The organism is Candidatus Micrarchaeia archaeon (assembly GCA_041653315.1).
Taxonomy (GTDB): domain Archaea; phylum Micrarchaeota; class Micrarchaeia; order Anstonellales; family JAHKLY01; genus JAHKLY01.
Map to the genome: position 1 here is coordinate 1 of JBAZFO010000014.1, position 14,790 is coordinate 14,790.

Genomic DNA, 14,790 nt, shown 5'->3' on the forward strand with positions numbered 1-14,790 from the left:
ATTCTCTTTTCTATCATTAGAATTTATCGTTGTTTTAAATTATTCCATTTATTAAAAGATGCAATCAAAAGAACATCAAAGAAATGATTTTGAGCACCCATCCCACATACTTCCAGAACCTGGAGCACTGAACCCTTATAATTCGACTAACCCCCTCAAAATTCCCTTTGATTTCTAGAAATTTAAGATTTAGTGGTAATGATATGAAGCATAAGGTTTATAAATACTTATATATATATAATTTATAACAAAATGAAATTTTATGGGAGGATAATTATGGAAAAAGAGAATGACGAAGATGGACATGTAAATAGGGGTGGAAACTTTTTATATAACTTGGGATCAATAGTGGTTGTAACAGCGGTTACTGTTTTTGGGGGCTTGATGTGTCTTACTGTTGGATCAACGATTACTGATGCATTGAAAATAACAAAGAACGCCGGTGATAAAGTTTTTTCCAGTATTGAATTAACTCTTGTTAAATTTGGGGTACTTGAAGATCAAATCAGTTTACATCACTATTCAGATTGGTTGGATTTAGACAACAAGATAAAAGCTGAAATAAAAAAGAGTAATGATGGGTTTGAACAGGCGAAAGATGAACTAAAAGCATTACAATATGCTGATGAATTTTCCCCATTTTTTGCTGGTTTAACAATATCTGTATTAAATCGAGCAACCTTAAACAAATTTGGACCAATTCAAGTGGAAGATACAGGAGTTCCTTCATCCTGGTTGCCGGAAGAAAATAGGTATGCAAAAAAGGCAGCCATAGAAAAGAGAATTAAATTTTGTGTTAGAAAAATTGATTCATTGTATTCTGCAAAGGCAGATCATGATTGGGTTTTTGATAACCGCCATACACTAGAACAAATGGCCAAAGAAAATAAAGTTCCAGCGAGTCTACCCGATATGTATGCAATAAGAAATGAGTTAACAAGACAAAAATTCCCTCTTCTAGATATTGATTTGGAAATGAAACCTTTTATAGATATTGCAATAGATAGATTCTATACATATGAATGTGGTTCTCCTGCAGAAGCAGCAAAATATAAGGGAAGGAAAGCCATGGAAGACATCATGAAGCAAATGAGGGCAAAGCACAATAGAAATGCAAAAACAGCATTAAGAGATTCAAGGGGAAAACATTCTCAGGAACCAGTTGCTTTTGCAGGTAGAAGATAAATACTTAACTTTCAAAGGAATGAGGAGTGCTTATATCGGATATGCGTCATTATATACTATCCGATACGTTCTTTGATAGTCTCCATAGATTAAAGCAATATCGGATAGATAGTTTTTTAAACTATCCGATATATAACTAATTTATGCCAATTGATGAAAATATTTTCGAAAGAATCCTCCGAAAGAGAAAAGAACTAGATAAACTTAGACCATTCAATCAGGGTGCTCTAAAGAAACTACGCGAAACATTTAATGTTGAACTTACCTATAATTCAAATGCTATAGAGGGGAACTCCCTCACGCTTAATGAAACGCGTCTTGTTTTGGAAGAAGGGATAACTATTGGCGGAAAACCACTTAAGGAACATTTAGAAGTCACAAATCATCAAAAGGCAATAGAGTTTGTTGAAATGCTGGTGAAAAAGCCAAAGGTTGAAGAAATTGATGTTCTGAATATTCATGCACTCATTTTAGATAGAATTGATCCTCAAAATGCAGGTTTTTACAGAAATTGCGCAGTTAGAATCACTGGAACGACATATTTTCCCCCAAACCCCGTAAAGGTGCCTAATTTAATCCAAGAGGTATACTCACTATTGAATTCAAAACCTGGTGAACCCATTGAAACTGCGGCAATGATACACCTGAAATTTGTCAACATCCACCCGTTTGTTGATGGGAACGGCCGGACTGCGCGTTTATTGCTGAACCTTTATCTTATGCGGCATGGTTATCCCCCAGTTATTATTTTGCGTGCAGAACGTAAGAAGTATATTAACTCTTTGGTGCTTGCCCAGATGAAAAATGATTACCAATCGTTTATAGATTTTATAGCCAAGGCAGTTGAGCGCTCGCTTGACATTTACTTGGATTGTCTGGGAACAAATCCAAAAGAGTATTTCAGTTTAGCTGAGGCGTCAAAGCATAGTAAATACAGTATGGAATACCTTAGTTTGCTTGCTCGCACTGGCAAAATCGAGGCAGTTAAGTTTGGCCGCAACTGGAAAATAACAAAAGAAGCCATTGAGGAATATGAAAAAGAACACGGTGGAAAGTGATCCTCGCTTGGAGAATTGATCATATATCCAGTTTTGTGTATGTTGTGTGGTTTTTAATTATACTTTTGTTTCTTACAGGAAACAAATTTATACTTTTTCGTTTCTTACAGGAAACAGAATATATGATCTTGTTTCCTAAAGGAAACAATTGAAAATAGAAATAAAAAAATTTCACGTTTGTTTTTGAAAAGTTTAAATATAAATGTAAAAAATAGAAGTAAGAACTTGACTGATTAATTTAAAAATATTTTGTATAATATTATATTTGGGGTGTTAAAATGGGAGATATTAGATCAAAAACTGATGAGATAAATAGACGTTTTTGTGAATTAAAACAATTTGGAGTTCCAAAAAATACAATTAATACTATTTTAAATAATGAAATTAAAACAAGACAAGAAGCAGTCAATAAAAAAATCTACTCTATTGTTGAATCAATGAAAGAAGTAACTATAATATTAGAAGGATATGATATAATTGAAAGTATTTTATGTGGAATAGATAATGGTAGAACAAAACTAATTGAAATGAATAAAGATAATCTTGGAAAACTATTTTTAACAAGTAAAGATATATTTTTATTAAAATTATTAATTGCACAAAAATTTTTAGGATCTAATGATAAAGAGTTAAAAGAAGCAATTAATATATTAATAACAGGCAATCCAGAAACGTTTAGTATGCCAGAAATAACAAATTCATCTTCTTCACATATGCATTGGTGTGAAGAAAATAACTTATTTTTTGATTCTGAAGGACAAGTATTTGCAATTTCAAAAGAACCAATAATTTCAGATGCGCCTGAAGAAAAACATATTGTTAATTTGATGACAAATAAAGGTAAATTTGAAATAATTGATCAAGGATATAAACCACTTTCACTAAATTCAAAAATAAAATTAGAAGGCGAGATTACATATAATATATCAATATGTGATACTTTTGAAGGAGAGAGACTCAAATTTGAAGGAAAAATTGTTTTAACTGTCAAAACAGCAGATGAATCTAGTATTTGATAATATGATTTTTATATTTTAAGGCTGTACCCATTCTATTTCATAGTATTCATACTTGCTTCCTGGGAGATCTATACGTTTTACTAAATAATAAGTAACTGAAGTTTCTCTATCTGCTATTGCTAATAATAATTGAAGACCTGCTTCTGCGCATTCTTCAATTGCTTCTGATAGTTCTTGTCCTCCAATATATTCTTCTTCACTTAATGAGAGCATTAAATATTTTGGTTTTCCATCTTTTGGTATTTCAATTCCACCTTTTACACGATGATATAAAATAAAATCTAAATTAGTCTTTTTTTCTTTTTCACTTTCTTTTTCACCAGGAATTGCTAAAATAAAAGTTTTTTTAACTGAGTGCGCAACTCTAATGGCTCTTGCCCATTCTGAAATTATCATTTTGCTTGCTTTTGGAAAAATATGAACTACATGTTTTGAGTGTATCCAATCTTTTATATCTCTTATTGGGCTTGCGCCAGGGAAATATAATCTAAAATGAGTTCCAAATTTAAATCCAGTTTTTAATATAAATCCCATTTGTCTCCAATCTTCATAAACTTCATACATTAATTTGAAGTTTTTATGTATTTTTTTTCCTGCTTCTTCAACATCTTTTTTTGTTGCATTTCTTAATGCAAAATTAGAGTAATTTAATAAAAATAAAGTCTCATAAATATCTAATTTTGATATATTGCCTCTTTTTTCAGCTTTATAGGATGCATATTGTCCAATCCAATATTTATCATATAATTCCTTTCCTGCAATAGATTCATCAATTATAGATATTAAATCATCCTCAAAAAATAATCCTTCTATTGAGTATTTATCAAAATTTATTTTTTTTGAAGGATATTTTTTAATTGGGCTTCTATCATATTTTGTATCTAATTCTTTAATAGGTCTAGCAATTAATCCCCTATCTCTCCAGTCTTTATATGTAAAATATCTAGCCATTAATTTTTTTTCTTTTAGAAACATAAATGCAACATCATTAAAAGAATATGAATTTCCTGATTCATCATAACATTTGGCATTTCTTATGTCTATTAAATAAAGAGCTTCTTCTGGAAATAAAGTAATAATTCCTTTTTCCATTGTTCCATAGTAACTTTTAGATAATGAACCAACAGATGAAGGATCACTTACCTTAATTTCCTTTTTTTTAATATTAATATCTAATGTAACTGCCATACAAATCACAAATTAAAAGAAATAACTAACTTTTTGTTTTTCTTCATATATTACTGTATCTATTATTTCTTTCATTTCTTTTTTATTAGGTAATCCTTCACAAATCACTTCTCCATTTATGATAATAGAGGGTGTGGATTCAATATCATATCCTTCTGCTCTTTCTTGTCCTTCTTCAGTTAAAAGACTTACTTCTTTTATAATAACTCCTTTCATTTCTTTTGTAACTTTTTTTATTAATTTAACTGCTTTAGGAGAATGAATGCAATTAGGTGAAGTGATTATTTCAACATATATTGTCATACTAAAACCTCTTACTTATTAAGATCTGTTCTTATTTAAAAACGTATGTTTTATTCAATTAATATTTTATTCTCTTCACAACAAGAAATTTTTATATTATTAGAATAAGTTCCTTCTGTAAATTCACATAAAACTTTTTCGGTGGCTGAATTATTTTTATAAATCAAACGCATAGTCTCAAAATTTGGCATTTCTAAAGAATAATTCTCTAATTGAAGGTGTATATTTCTACTATTACCTTTTCCTAAAATACAAATATTATTTACTGTATTTGATATTTCTTGAACAGTTAAACGTATTCTTTGTTCTTCTAAAGATTTTTCTCCCTTTTCTTTTACGTAACTTAATGATATCATAGATACTACTAAAATAGCTAAAAATATAGTAAAAACAATAAGAAATTCAATAGATACTTGTGCTTTCATATGAATCAATTATTCACTGCAAGGCCCATCTAAAACACATTTATTGTCTGTGCAGTTCCAAGTAGTTTCATTTCCACAATCTATATCATCATAGCAGTATGAACCTTGAATTAAATTTGCTGTTTGGCAATCAAGTATTTTTCCTGTTTGGTCTACCTTTTCACCAAATTTTTCAGTCATCCCAGTTAATTGAACAGCTAAAAATACTGCAACTGCAAGAACTATTGCAAGAATAATCAACATTTCTGCCGAAATCTGTCCTTTCATTAACACACCCCATTATCTTATATATGAGAGATTTAAATCTCCCATATTTTGAATAGATTGATCTTTAGTTTGTTCTTGAATTTTATCTAATAATTTTTTATTTTCTTTTGCTTTGTTATCTAATTTTTTTGTGCTTAATTCAAGATCAAATATTTTTGATAAAACTTTAATCATTTCTTTTGCTGCATTTGCATCTACGTATCCACCATGTGTTTCTCCCATAATACATATTCCTTGTATATCTTTCATTCGTCCTAAAGAAAGAAGCAAGCCCGCTGCTCCAATTATAGCACCCTTAGTTTTTCCGAATTGAATATCAAATTTAGAATATTCTCCAATTAATTTTTCATCATTAACTGCTCCAAATATTTTTGGATTTTTAGTTCCTATTCCAGTTCCATATCCGCCGAGTGTAATTATTAATTTACAATCATTTTTTTTAATATAATCAATTATTACTTCAGTAATATTATATTGTGCTTCACTTGTAATTGCTTGTGTTTCTCCTATTAAAATTAATAAATCATTATCTTTTCTTTTAATTAAATAAAAATCATTTTTTATATCTTTTATTATTCCAGATTTTTGCATTATTACTTGGTGAGGAAAATGAGGAGAATATAATTCTGCAATTTTTTCTGCTTTTAATTCTTCAATTATTAAATCAGCAACTAATTTACCTACTAATCCAATTCCTGGAAGACCTTCTATTAAGATAGGTTTGTTCATTTTTACTTTTTTTATTTCTTTGATAAAGGTTTCCATTTATTTTTCCCTCTCTTTCTTTTCAAAAGATATTTCAACCACTTTATCTGCTGTTTTTTCTTTTATTGTTTTTATTATTTTTTCTAATGTTTTTTCTGCTGTTTTATAATCATCTGCTTCAATAGTGATTTCGTATCTAGGTGCGCCGACATATAAAATATCAATTAGTATATTTTTTGAAGATTTTATTCCGCTAAGAGTTTTTTTAATTATATCAACACCCTCAGGTTCATATACACACATATTTAATATGCCCCTAATAATTGCTTTTTGTTTTTTAATTGCTTTTTTTGATAAAATAATTAGTTCTTCTTCAAATTTTTTGGGTAATTTTAAATTTTTTAATGCCTCTTTTCCTTCTGCAGAAATTTCTTCTAAAGCATCAGATAATTCTCCAAATTCATCAATTAATTTATTTTTAATATCTTCAATTTCTTTATCTTTTAATTTTGATTGTTTTCCTGCTTGTTCTATTAGTTTATTTACTCTTTTATCTTTTCTTACAAAATCAATTTTTCTTTTTTTATCTGATTCAGTTACTTGTTTTAAAGAAAGATCTATCTGCCCCTTTTCTTTATCTACTTTTATTACTTTTGCAACATCTGATTTTCCTTCTGATACAAATTCATGAATATTTTTAATCCATCTTGATGCAACTTCAGAAATATGTACAAATCCTTCTTTTTTATATTCTTCTAAATCACAAAAAGCTCCATATGGCAGTATTTTTTTTATTTTAACTAAAACAAGTTCTCCTTCTTCTGGCATATTATCCAAATCAAATCACCTTATTTTGTTTTTGCTGTTACTTCTAATTTTTTCTTAGTTCTTGTGCCTATTACTCTTTGGTGTTTTTTACCGCATTCTTCACAAGTTAATACGACTTTTTGTCTTTTTCCTTGTTTTTTAATTGTTGGATTACCTTTTCTTTTTCCACCATAACCTTTCAATATTCTTTCATGTTTTCTAGATCCTTTTGTAGTTTTACCTCTTGCTTTTGAAGTAGATTCTACTTTTGCTTTATGTGTTGTGTGTTTTTTACATTTTGGACAATATGTTTTTGTTTCTTTTGGATATTTCATAATTATCACCCTAGTTTTGCCATTTCAGCTTTTATTAAAAAAGTTACTTCTGCTTCTGGTAATTCTTTTTCTTGTTCTGGTTCAAAAGGACCATACAAAATTCCATCCATTCCAGTATAAGCAGGTACATTCTTTACGATTTTTACCTTTTTTAATACTTTCGTTTTTGTTTTTTCTGTTTTTTTCTCTATTATTGTCTCAAATCTTGATTTATGAGATTCCATTAGAGATTTAATATCTTCAAATAAATTAATTTCTTCTTGTGTCATTCCGTCTTTATCTTCTCCAGTACTTTGAATTGTTCTTAAGAGAATTTTATGCTGTCTCACTTGAAATATATTTCTTAAGACTTTAATTGTATTTTCATATTCTTTTATTTTATTTATTGAATGATCTGTTTCAACTTCTTGTTTTTTTGATTTTATATAACTTTCTAAATTGTTATAAAAATTATTTTCTAAATTTGCCAGAACCATTGACTCCTTTTCTTCTGATAGTAATTTTCTTAATTGAGCATAGTTTAATTCAGACATATCAATATTTTTAAGAGAAACACCTTAAAAGGCTTTCTTTTATTCTAGCATGGACACTCGTTTTCCTTTTGAACAGCCCATTTTTATGTGTGTTTCTACTCCTCCTGTAATTGATTTTCTATTTTTTCCAATTATTTGATTTTTTAATCTATCTGCGAGTTCATGTAGTTTTGCTCTTGCATTAAGATTTGTTATTTCATCTATACTCCTAATTTGATTCATTAAAAAAAGAATGCTTTCTTCATCTCCTTTGCAAATGGAAGTCAATTTAGTTTTTATATATTCTAAAAGTTTTTCATGTGTACTTGCTATTTGAACTGCAAGAACTATTTTATCTTCATTTGAAATGTTATTCTGATTGATAAATAATTCAAAAATTTCTTTTTTATATAATAGTAATTCTTTTTCACTAATTGAATTTCCATTATCTAACATTAAATAAGTTAATTCACCAAAATATTTTAATTCATCAAAACTTTTATCTTTTAATTCTTTCACAAATTTTTCTGCTGTTACTCTTTTTTCTATTAAAGAAATTATCCATTCAAAATTTTCTTTTTTCATTTTGTTCACCTTTGTTATTATTTATATTATTTAGTGAACAATATATATGTAATTACGGGTTTATAAAACTTTCAGTTATGCCATAAAAAGTATATATTTTTAAATCTTTAATGCAAAACATGTTTATGGAACTTAATGCTGATCTTGAGAATAAAATTAAAGAAGTAGCTCTTAGATATATGGAAAATGCAAGACCAAATTGGGATGTTCCGCATATGTATGCAACTGTTTTTTATATAAAAAAACTTATTGAAAAAGAAGGAGGAAATCCAAATATATTAATACCAACAATGTATCTTCATGATATTGGGTATGCAGGACTTATTTCTGAGCCATACTCTTTTGAACATATTGAAAAAGTAAAGCAGAATCATATGAAAATTGGTGCAGAACTTTCTGAAAAATACTCAAAAAAATAGGTGGTTTTTCAGATGAAGAAATCAAAAGAATTACTTTTTTAATAAGAAATCATGATGAATTAGATAAAATAACTGATTTAGATTTCCAATTAATTTTTGAAGCTGATTCTTTAGCACAAATTGATTTAGATAGATCCATATCTAATTTTGGGAGAGAAGATTATCTAAAATTTTTAAATAAATTTGAAACACAAAGAATCCCAATTTTCAAAACTAAAACAGGTTTGAAATTTTTAAATAAACTTTGGCCAAAAACAAAAGAATATTTAAATACACTCTAATTTTTATTGATTTTTGCATATCGTTTGCATAATAAGAATAAAGCATAATTTTCTTCTGTTTTTATTTTATCTCCTTTTTTAAATGAAGTATAGGTTTTATTATTAAATTCCATTTCTTTTATATTTTCTATTATCTCTATTTCATAATCTATTTCTTTATCTGAAAATACAATTGCATCTTTTAATGGTTCAAATGAATTTAAATCTCTAATTTTAATTGCACATAAAGAACTTCCTGCATGCAGTGTATTAGGCACACGGATTAATCTTGCTAAATCAATAGTAACATTAACATCTATATCCTGCGATAAATTAACTCCCAAACTTAAAAGATCTTCTTCTAATTTTTGTTTTTTTATAGATTTCATTATCATTGTCCAGTTTCCATTTTTAAGAACATTTTTCCAATTATCTGCGAATAATTTTTCTTTTGCTTTTATTGGTTTATATCTTTCTGGATTATTCATCACAAAACGTGCTAATCTTCCTCTATATCCATGATCATTTGGTGTTGGTCCAATAAATTTACCATCACCAGTTTTTTTAATTATTGAATCTAAATTCAATCCAGTTCCATTTATATATTCAACAATTTCTCTTCTTTCTTTTCTATCTAATTCTCTTATTTTTTCATTTCTTATGTGAATATGATATCCATTTGAACCTGAAAAATTTATATTTAGGTCTTTTTTTGAAAAACCAAAATCTGTTAAAAGAAAATCTTCAACTAAATGAATTGTTCTATCTTTAACTTCTTTTAAATCATTTATTATGTCTCCAGTTTTATTTGCGTCTAAATCAAATATTAAATCAGCACCAAACCATTCTTTTTTTTCCATAGGTCTCATTTCAGGATATAAATAATATGCAGAGGAATGTGAGATATAAAAAGGAATATCTTTTTTTAAATAAGTATTAAGATCTTGGTCAGTATTAAATGATAAATGTCTCATCTCTATTTTTTTGTCCCAGCTTCCAATACCAAATTCTCTTTTATTTATATCAGGTATTTCAATAGAATTTTTTTCATAATATTCTTTGAATTTATCTTTAACTTTTTCTTCTGTTTTATCCATTATTATCAAACCTTTTTTTATATTTTAAAGGATTAAAACATCCACAGTCATTTATGCATAATCCATATGTTTTTAGAGTTGTACAAGAAGGCATAGAATATTCTTTTTTCATTATATAATTTATTTGATATTCTGAAATATTTAAATTAAAATCTGGGCTGTTTGAAAATATAGCAAGTATTTCTTCCTTTGTTTTTCCTATACTATAAAGATATATAGCTAATGACCATCTAGAATGGTGGGATAAATTTTTGTTTTGATATATTTCATCTAAAAGTTTTTTCATACATGGTGCAGTTTCCCCGCTAAATTTAATTTCTTTTACTTCTGGTTTTGGAAGGTATATTTCAATTTCTTTAGCTGCTTCAATTATTTTTTCTTTATATGTTTCTGGAATTTTTTGTTTTCTAGGAAGTGTTTTTTCAATTCTTTGTCTTACTGCTTCTTCTATTACTCTGTTTCTTTCATGTTTTGTTAATTTTACATATCCATTAGAAAGTTCTTTATTAATTAAAAAATATTCTGGTGAACCAGGTGAAGATTTAAGATACTCAGAAAAATATAATAAATAATTTTCACCTTCTTTTTCAAAATTTAATTCTAAATCCTTTGAAATTTTTTTAATATTTGTTTCATTTTCCTCATTGATGTATTCTCTAGTTTTTTTTGATTCTGCAACTGAATATTTTGCAGAAAAATATCTATTATCTAATGCAGCGATTATCATTCTTGATACTGCATAGCTGATTAATTCATCTTCAAATAGGTTATCTTGAAATTCAAAAAATTTTTGTATATTATTATTTATATTATCAACTATTCTTTTTTTTGCTTTTGTGATTATCTCTTCTTTTATTTCAATTTCTTTTGAACTTATATAATCTTTAGCATATTTGGTAAAAGGGTATTTTGCATAGAATAAGAGAAGTTCGTTTACCATAATATTACTTATAATTAGCTATTTTTAATTATATCTATATTTTTTCCCATTTCTCTATTTCTCCTTTTTTAATATTAAATAATGGGTGTGGTTTGATTTTTTTTATTTTTTTAATTTCCTTATATTTATTTTTATCTCTTTTTTTCAATTTTTTCTTTAAGTGTTCAAATTCATATTCTATTTGTTTATTTGTTATTAAGATTGTTTTTTTTGTTTTTCTTCCTAATTTTGTTTTATCAAAGTTATATTTTCTATTTTCTGCCTCTTTTTGAATATAATATAAGTAAGTATTAATCATTAATATTTTATCTTTATTTTTTTTAAATCTTATTAATTGAGGATGATTTTTGTATCCCTTTGTTTGGTTTTTTAATACTTTTTTTGCTAATAAGGATTCTCGCCATAAAGCAATTAGTCCGATTTTATCTAAATATTTTGGATGAATACTCCACAATCTCATTTCAATACCTTTCCAGTTTCAATATACCATAAATAAAGATCTAATTCTCCTAAAGTTATATTTAATTTTTTTGCTATTTTTGTAAGTATTTTTTCAATTTCTAAATATTTATTTTTAGTTAAAGTTTTTGGTTTTTTAATTAATTTGTGTTTAACTAATAAATCAATTATATGAAAATCAATTATTGCATAATTTAAATATCCAATATTTCTTAAAAAATGACTTGCTTCTTTGTAGCCTATGCCTTTGATGTTTTTAACAATCCATTCTCTTAATTCATTTCCTTTTTTTTGTTCTAATGTTTTTTTTAAATCAATAATTTTATTTCTGTTTGAATAAATATAATCTGCTCTTATATTTGGAAATCTATATTTTTCTTTCTTTAATCTTTCTTTTAATTCTTCTTCATTTAAAGTTAAGAAACCATTATTAATTGATTTTTGTATTCGTATTCCTCCTTCTGCAGTATAATTAGCAGTTAAAATACAAAAACACAATTCTTTAAAAATTTCATTTGCAGTTTTTCTTTGTTTAAATTCCATTAGTCTTAAATTAATCTTAGATTTTATCTCACTTTTCATGAGCTTTTTAATTTTTTTAATAAATTTTTCCATATGTCCTTTTCTTTTAAGTTTTAAAACTATCGGAAACAATCGGCAAAGTATACATTTCCGATACCTGCCGATACTTATAGAGAATAAAAAACTCTATTTTTAACTCTTAATTTTTTTAATATTCCTTTTTTTAATAATTCTGAAATATAATTTCTTACAGTTCGCTCTGAAACTTTTAAATGTTTTGCTATGTCTTTAGTATTTTTTTTATCTGTACCTATAAACGAAATCAACTTAGAAACTACCATATCTGCTTTAAAATTAATATGAACAGTAAAGAAATTTTTTTCACTTTTAAATTCTGGTATAATTCCATTTTTTTTACATTCTTCAATTATTTTTAATGTGCCGCTACCCCATTCATCAACATGGCCGGAATAATATGAAATCTTTGCAATTAAAGGATTTCTTAATACTGATTTATGTATTTTAAAAAGCATTTCTTCATCTATTTCTGGTGGAAGGGCGCCAGGATTGCTTATCTCAAGAAAATTAGGTGTAATTAATAAATAATTTGGGGAAGGTGCAGAATAATCTCTATGAACTAAGGAGTTAACAACTATTTCACGTATTGCAGACAAAGAGATTATTGGATCTTCTTTTCTTACTATCCCTTCTAAATATATTTTTTTAGGTATGTGTTTTTGTATATATTCAACAATTTTATCAATTAAAATATAAAAAGGAAAGGAAAATGTTTGAATATCAATAAGATTTTCTGTGCTAAATTTATCTGTGGTTGATACTGCACATTTAAATTCTAAATAAGGGAATTCATATTCTATTTTTTTTGAAAATAAAATTACTCCTGCATTTTTTAGTTTATTTTTTTCTGCTAAGTTTAATTTATTTAGTATTTCGGTTATACTATGGTTTTCAACATTTATTCGTTTATTATTTAATACTAATTTTTTAAATTTTGAAAATGCTTCGGTGTCAACACTTTCTATATCTAAATTACTTAGTTGTGAATCAAAAAATTCCCTTTTTCTATTTGTTAAAATAGATTCTATATCTTGTGGACTCATTTTTAGATTTGATTTTCCTGAACGAAGATATGCAATTCCTTTGAAAAAATGAGGTTTTGTTTTACTCTCAAAAATTTTTATGTTTAATATTGTTTTTTTATTTTTTGTTAAAATATTAATCTGTGGTCTTATTGGTGGAGAAAGTTCTTGTGAGATTTTTTTTGATAGATTTTCTATGGTGTTTTTACCAATAGATATTCCAATTTCCTTTCCATCATCATCTATACCAATATTTAATTCTCCTCCTCCATTATTTGCAAATGCAGTTATAGTTTTTAAAATTGAATCAATATCTGAAAGAGATTTTTTAAATTCTTTATTTTGATTTTCCATATTTTTATTAAAATAATAATTATTTTAAAACTATCGGAAACAATCGGCAAAGTATACCTTTCCGATACCTGCCGATACTTACTAATAGAAAATTATGCTTTCCATAATCCATGTATATTGCAATAAGTTCTTGCTATTATATTTTCTGTTTTAATATAAAATTCAACTTCTGGTTTTTCTTTAGGTTTTAGATATTTTCTATAAATTTTATTATCTGCAATTATTTCTATCCATTCAATATAATGATTTTCTTCCATTGGATGTTCTATTTCACCTATTTTTACTTTTATTCCATTTTCTATTTTTTCAATTATTGGAATATGTTTTTCTAATCCTTGGTCTTTTATTTTTTCTTCTAATAATTCCATTGGTTTTCCACAGCATACTAATTGTCCTATTCCAGTGTGTAAAACTTCAGTTATGTTTCCGCAAATATTGCATTTATAAATTTCATTTAATTTTGTCATAAATATTACCTATTGTCTTTTTGTGATATTTCTTACCCAAATATCCATAATAATTATTTCACCTGCTAATTCTTTATTAAAATCAATTGTGATTATATCATTTTCAATTGATGTTATTCTTGCTGTTTTTAAGCTGTGGTCTTTTGGATGTTCAAAATAATGTTTTGATCCAAGTTCTAATTGAGTTTCAACAAAAGCATGTGTTTTATTTAAATCATAAATGAATTTTGGTATTCCCATAGTAATAAACGTTGTATTTATTTTTGGGTGGTGTTCAAAAATATAAGTACTATTTGTAATATTAATTACTGTTATATTCCAATTTTGTTCTTTGAAAGTTTCATTTAATTTATACTCTTTTTCAAAATTAGATTTATTTAATTCTTCAATTAATTCGAAAGTAAAATATTTTGGTGTCTTGAAGATTTCACTTTCATTTGCTTTTCCATACGCCATTTCTGGAGAAATTATTAACGTTTCATTTGATCCATTTTCTAAACCTAATAACCCATGTGTTAATCCTTTAATATATCCATTATTATCTAAGAGTTGTACTTCTATTGGGGAGTAATCTCTATTACTATTAAAAATATTATTCTCAACTGCTATTTCTTCAATAGACGTATCTATTATACTTCCGTTTTCTAAATAAGTGATATAATCTACAAAAGCTATATCTCCCATTTCTATTATTGGAATTTCTTCTTTTTCAGTACAGCCAAATAGAAATATCCCAATAATTAATAATAATATTAGTTTTTTCATAATTTAATTTCTGTGTTA

20 protein-coding genes are annotated in these 14,790 nt (G+C 26.4%); 4 read left to right on the top strand and 16 right to left on the bottom strand.

The window, feature by feature from the left end:
* Positions 1-276 precede the first annotated feature (276 nt).
* The 3 genes from WC356_03910 to WC356_03920 all read left to right on the top strand — a co-directional run bounded on the left by WC356_03910 (position 277) and on the right by WC356_03920 (position 3,259).
* On the top strand, positions 277-1,185 hold the full coding sequence (locus WC356_03910; protein ID MFA5382287.1) for a hypothetical protein: 909 nt from the start codon (positions 277-279) through the stop codon (positions 1,183-1,185).
* Between the two features lie 149 nt (positions 1,186-1,334).
* A complete protein-coding gene (locus tag WC356_03915) occupies positions 1,335-2,243 on the top strand; it encodes a Fic family protein (GenBank protein MFA5382288.1) in 909 nt (302 codons plus the stop codon).
* A 278-nt stretch (positions 2,244-2,521) separates the two neighbouring features.
* Complete coding sequence (locus tag WC356_03920) at positions 2,522-3,259, top strand: hypothetical protein (GenBank protein MFA5382289.1); 738 nt, start codon at positions 2,522-2,524, stop codon at positions 3,257-3,259.
* Between the two features lie 18 nt (positions 3,260-3,277).
* On the opposite strand, the gene endA is transcribed toward WC356_03920, so the two are convergent.
* Genes endA through WC356_03965 form a run of 9 tightly spaced genes read right to left on the bottom strand, consistent with a single transcriptional unit; the run spans position 3,278 to position 8,389 of the window.
* Positions 3,278-4,450: a tRNA-intron lyase gene (gene endA / locus WC356_03925; GenBank protein MFA5382290.1), complete on the bottom strand. Its 1,173-nt coding sequence runs from the start codon at positions 4,448-4,450 to the stop codon at positions 3,278-3,280.
* 12 nt (positions 4,451-4,462) lie between these two features.
* Positions 4,463-4,753, bottom strand: a complete 291-nt coding sequence (locus WC356_03930; GenBank protein ID MFA5382291.1) for a thioredoxin family protein — start codon at positions 4,751-4,753, stop codon at positions 4,463-4,465.
* A gap of 50 nt (positions 4,754-4,803) precedes the next feature.
* On the bottom strand, positions 4,804-5,187 hold the full coding sequence (locus WC356_03935) for a hypothetical protein (protein MFA5382292.1): 384 nt from the start codon (positions 5,185-5,187) through the stop codon (positions 4,804-4,806).
* A complete protein-coding gene (locus tag WC356_03940; GenBank protein MFA5382293.1) occupies positions 5,188-5,445 on the bottom strand; it encodes a class III signal peptide-containing protein in 258 nt (85 codons plus the stop codon).
* Positions 5,446-5,457: 12 nt separating this feature from the next.
* Entirely contained in the window at positions 5,458-6,210 is a 753-nt protein-coding gene (locus WC356_03945; GenBank protein MFA5382294.1) for a proteasome assembly chaperone family protein, read from the bottom strand.
* Entirely contained in the window at positions 6,211-6,978 is a 768-nt protein-coding gene (locus WC356_03950) for a S1 RNA-binding domain-containing protein (GenBank protein MFA5382295.1), read from the bottom strand. It abuts the gene before it with no gap.
* A gap of 20 nt (positions 6,979-6,998) precedes the next feature.
* Positions 6,999-7,292, bottom strand: a complete 294-nt coding sequence (locus tag WC356_03955) for a 50S ribosomal protein L44e (GenBank protein ID MFA5382296.1) — start codon at positions 7,290-7,292, stop codon at positions 6,999-7,001.
* A 5-nt stretch (positions 7,293-7,297) separates the two neighbouring features.
* Positions 7,298-7,825 carry a hypothetical protein gene (locus WC356_03960; protein MFA5382297.1) on the bottom strand — a complete coding sequence of 176 codons (528 nt, stop codon included), beginning with the start codon at positions 7,823-7,825 and terminating at the stop codon, positions 7,298-7,300.
* Between the two features lie 39 nt (positions 7,826-7,864).
* Positions 7,865-8,389: a hypothetical protein gene (locus tag WC356_03965; protein ID MFA5382298.1), complete on the bottom strand. Its 525-nt coding sequence runs from the start codon at positions 8,387-8,389 to the stop codon at positions 7,865-7,867.
* A gap of 125 nt (positions 8,390-8,514) precedes the next feature.
* Between WC356_03965 and WC356_03970 the strand changes: the two genes are divergently transcribed.
* On the top strand, positions 8,515-8,808 hold the full coding sequence (locus WC356_03970; GenBank protein MFA5382299.1) for an HD domain-containing protein: 294 nt from the start codon (positions 8,515-8,517) through the stop codon (positions 8,806-8,808).
* A gap of 277 nt (positions 8,809-9,085) precedes the next feature.
* On the opposite strand, the gene priS is transcribed toward WC356_03970, so the two are convergent.
* The 7 genes from priS to WC356_04005 form a co-directional block, all read right to left on the bottom strand.
* A complete protein-coding gene (gene priS / locus WC356_03975) occupies positions 9,086-10,165 on the bottom strand; it encodes a DNA primase catalytic subunit PriS (protein ID MFA5382300.1) in 1,080 nt (359 codons plus the stop codon).
* Positions 10,158-11,105, bottom strand: coding sequence for a hypothetical protein (locus WC356_03980; GenBank protein ID MFA5382301.1), 948 nt, complete (start codon positions 11,103-11,105; stop codon positions 10,158-10,160). Before WC356_03980 ends, priS begins: the two co-directional genes overlap by 8 nt.
* 34 nt (positions 11,106-11,139) lie before the next feature.
* Positions 11,140-11,565, bottom strand: a complete 426-nt coding sequence (locus WC356_03985; GenBank protein ID MFA5382302.1) for a pyrimidine dimer DNA glycosylase/endonuclease V — start codon at positions 11,563-11,565, stop codon at positions 11,140-11,142.
* Entirely contained in the window at positions 11,562-12,146 is a 585-nt protein-coding gene (locus WC356_03990; protein MFA5382303.1) for an N-glycosylase/DNA lyase, read from the bottom strand. The genes WC356_03985 and WC356_03990 overlap by 4 nt, the downstream gene beginning before the upstream one ends.
* Before the next feature lie 107 nt (positions 12,147-12,253).
* Positions 12,254-13,540 carry an RNA-binding domain-containing protein gene (locus WC356_03995; GenBank protein MFA5382304.1) on the bottom strand — a complete coding sequence of 429 codons (1,287 nt, stop codon included), beginning with the start codon at positions 13,538-13,540 and terminating at the stop codon, positions 12,254-12,256.
* A gap of 92 nt (positions 13,541-13,632) precedes the next feature.
* Positions 13,633-14,007 (bottom strand): desulfoferrodoxin, encoded by a 375-nt coding sequence (locus WC356_04000; GenBank protein MFA5382305.1) that lies wholly within the window; start codon positions 14,005-14,007, stop codon positions 13,633-13,635.
* Positions 14,008-14,016: 9 nt separating this feature from the next.
* A complete protein-coding gene (locus tag WC356_04005) occupies positions 14,017-14,772 on the bottom strand; it encodes an FKBP-type peptidyl-prolyl cis-trans isomerase (GenBank protein MFA5382306.1) in 756 nt (251 codons plus the stop codon).
* Between the last annotated feature and the right edge of the window lie 18 nt (positions 14,773-14,790).

What these genes read in the sequence shown, in the direction of transcription:
- WC356_03910 (MFA5382287.1), top strand. Translation starts at nt 277, where the DNA reads ATGGAAAAAGAGAATGACGAAGATGGACATGTAAATAGGGGTGGAAAC.
- WC356_03920 (MFA5382289.1), top strand. Translation starts at nt 2,522, where the DNA reads ATGGGAGATATTAGATCAAAAACTGATGAGATAAATAGACGTTTTTGT.
- endA (MFA5382290.1), bottom strand. Translation starts at nt 4,450, where the DNA reads ATGGCAGTTACATTAGATATTAATATTAAAAAAAAGGAAATTAAGGTA.
- WC356_03930 (MFA5382291.1), bottom strand. Translation starts at nt 4,753, where the DNA reads ATGACAATATATGTTGAAATAATCACTTCACCTAATTGCATTCATTCT.
- WC356_03940 (MFA5382293.1), bottom strand. Translation starts at nt 5,445, where the DNA reads ATGAAAGGACAGATTTCGGCAGAAATGTTGATTATTCTTGCAATAGTT.
- WC356_03945 (MFA5382294.1), bottom strand. Translation starts at nt 6,210, where the DNA reads ATGGAAACCTTTATCAAAGAAATAAAAAAAGTAAAAATGAACAAACCT.
- WC356_03950 (MFA5382295.1), bottom strand. Translation starts at nt 6,978, where the DNA reads ATGCCAGAAGAAGGAGAACTTGTTTTAGTTAAAATAAAAAAAATACTG.
- WC356_03955 (MFA5382296.1), bottom strand. Translation starts at nt 7,292, where the DNA reads ATGAAATATCCAAAAGAAACAAAAACATATTGTCCAAAATGTAAAAAA.
- WC356_03960 (MFA5382297.1), bottom strand. Translation starts at nt 7,825, where the DNA reads ATGTCTGAATTAAACTATGCTCAATTAAGAAAATTACTATCAGAAGAA.
- WC356_03965 (MFA5382298.1), bottom strand. Translation starts at nt 8,389, where the DNA reads ATGAAAAAAGAAAATTTTGAATGGATAATTTCTTTAATAGAAAAAAGA.
- WC356_03970 (MFA5382299.1), top strand. Translation starts at nt 8,515, where the DNA reads ATGGAACTTAATGCTGATCTTGAGAATAAAATTAAAGAAGTAGCTCTT.
- priS (MFA5382300.1), bottom strand. Translation starts at nt 10,165, where the DNA reads ATGGATAAAACAGAAGAAAAAGTTAAAGATAAATTCAAAGAATATTAT.
- WC356_03980 (MFA5382301.1), bottom strand. Translation starts at nt 11,105, where the DNA reads ATGGTAAACGAACTTCTCTTATTCTATGCAAAATACCCTTTTACCAAA.
- WC356_03985 (MFA5382302.1), bottom strand. Translation starts at nt 11,565, where the DNA reads ATGAGATTGTGGAGTATTCATCCAAAATATTTAGATAAAATCGGACTA.
- WC356_03990 (MFA5382303.1), bottom strand. Translation starts at nt 12,146, where the DNA reads ATGAAAAGTGAGATAAAATCTAAGATTAATTTAAGACTAATGGAATTT.
- WC356_03995 (MFA5382304.1), bottom strand. Translation starts at nt 13,540, where the DNA reads ATGGAAAATCAAAATAAAGAATTTAAAAAATCTCTTTCAGATATTGAT.
- WC356_04000 (MFA5382305.1), bottom strand. Translation starts at nt 14,007, where the DNA reads ATGACAAAATTAAATGAAATTTATAAATGCAATATTTGCGGAAACATA.
- WC356_04005 (MFA5382306.1), bottom strand. Translation starts at nt 14,772, where the DNA reads ATGAAAAAACTAATATTATTATTAATTATTGGGATATTTCTATTTGGC.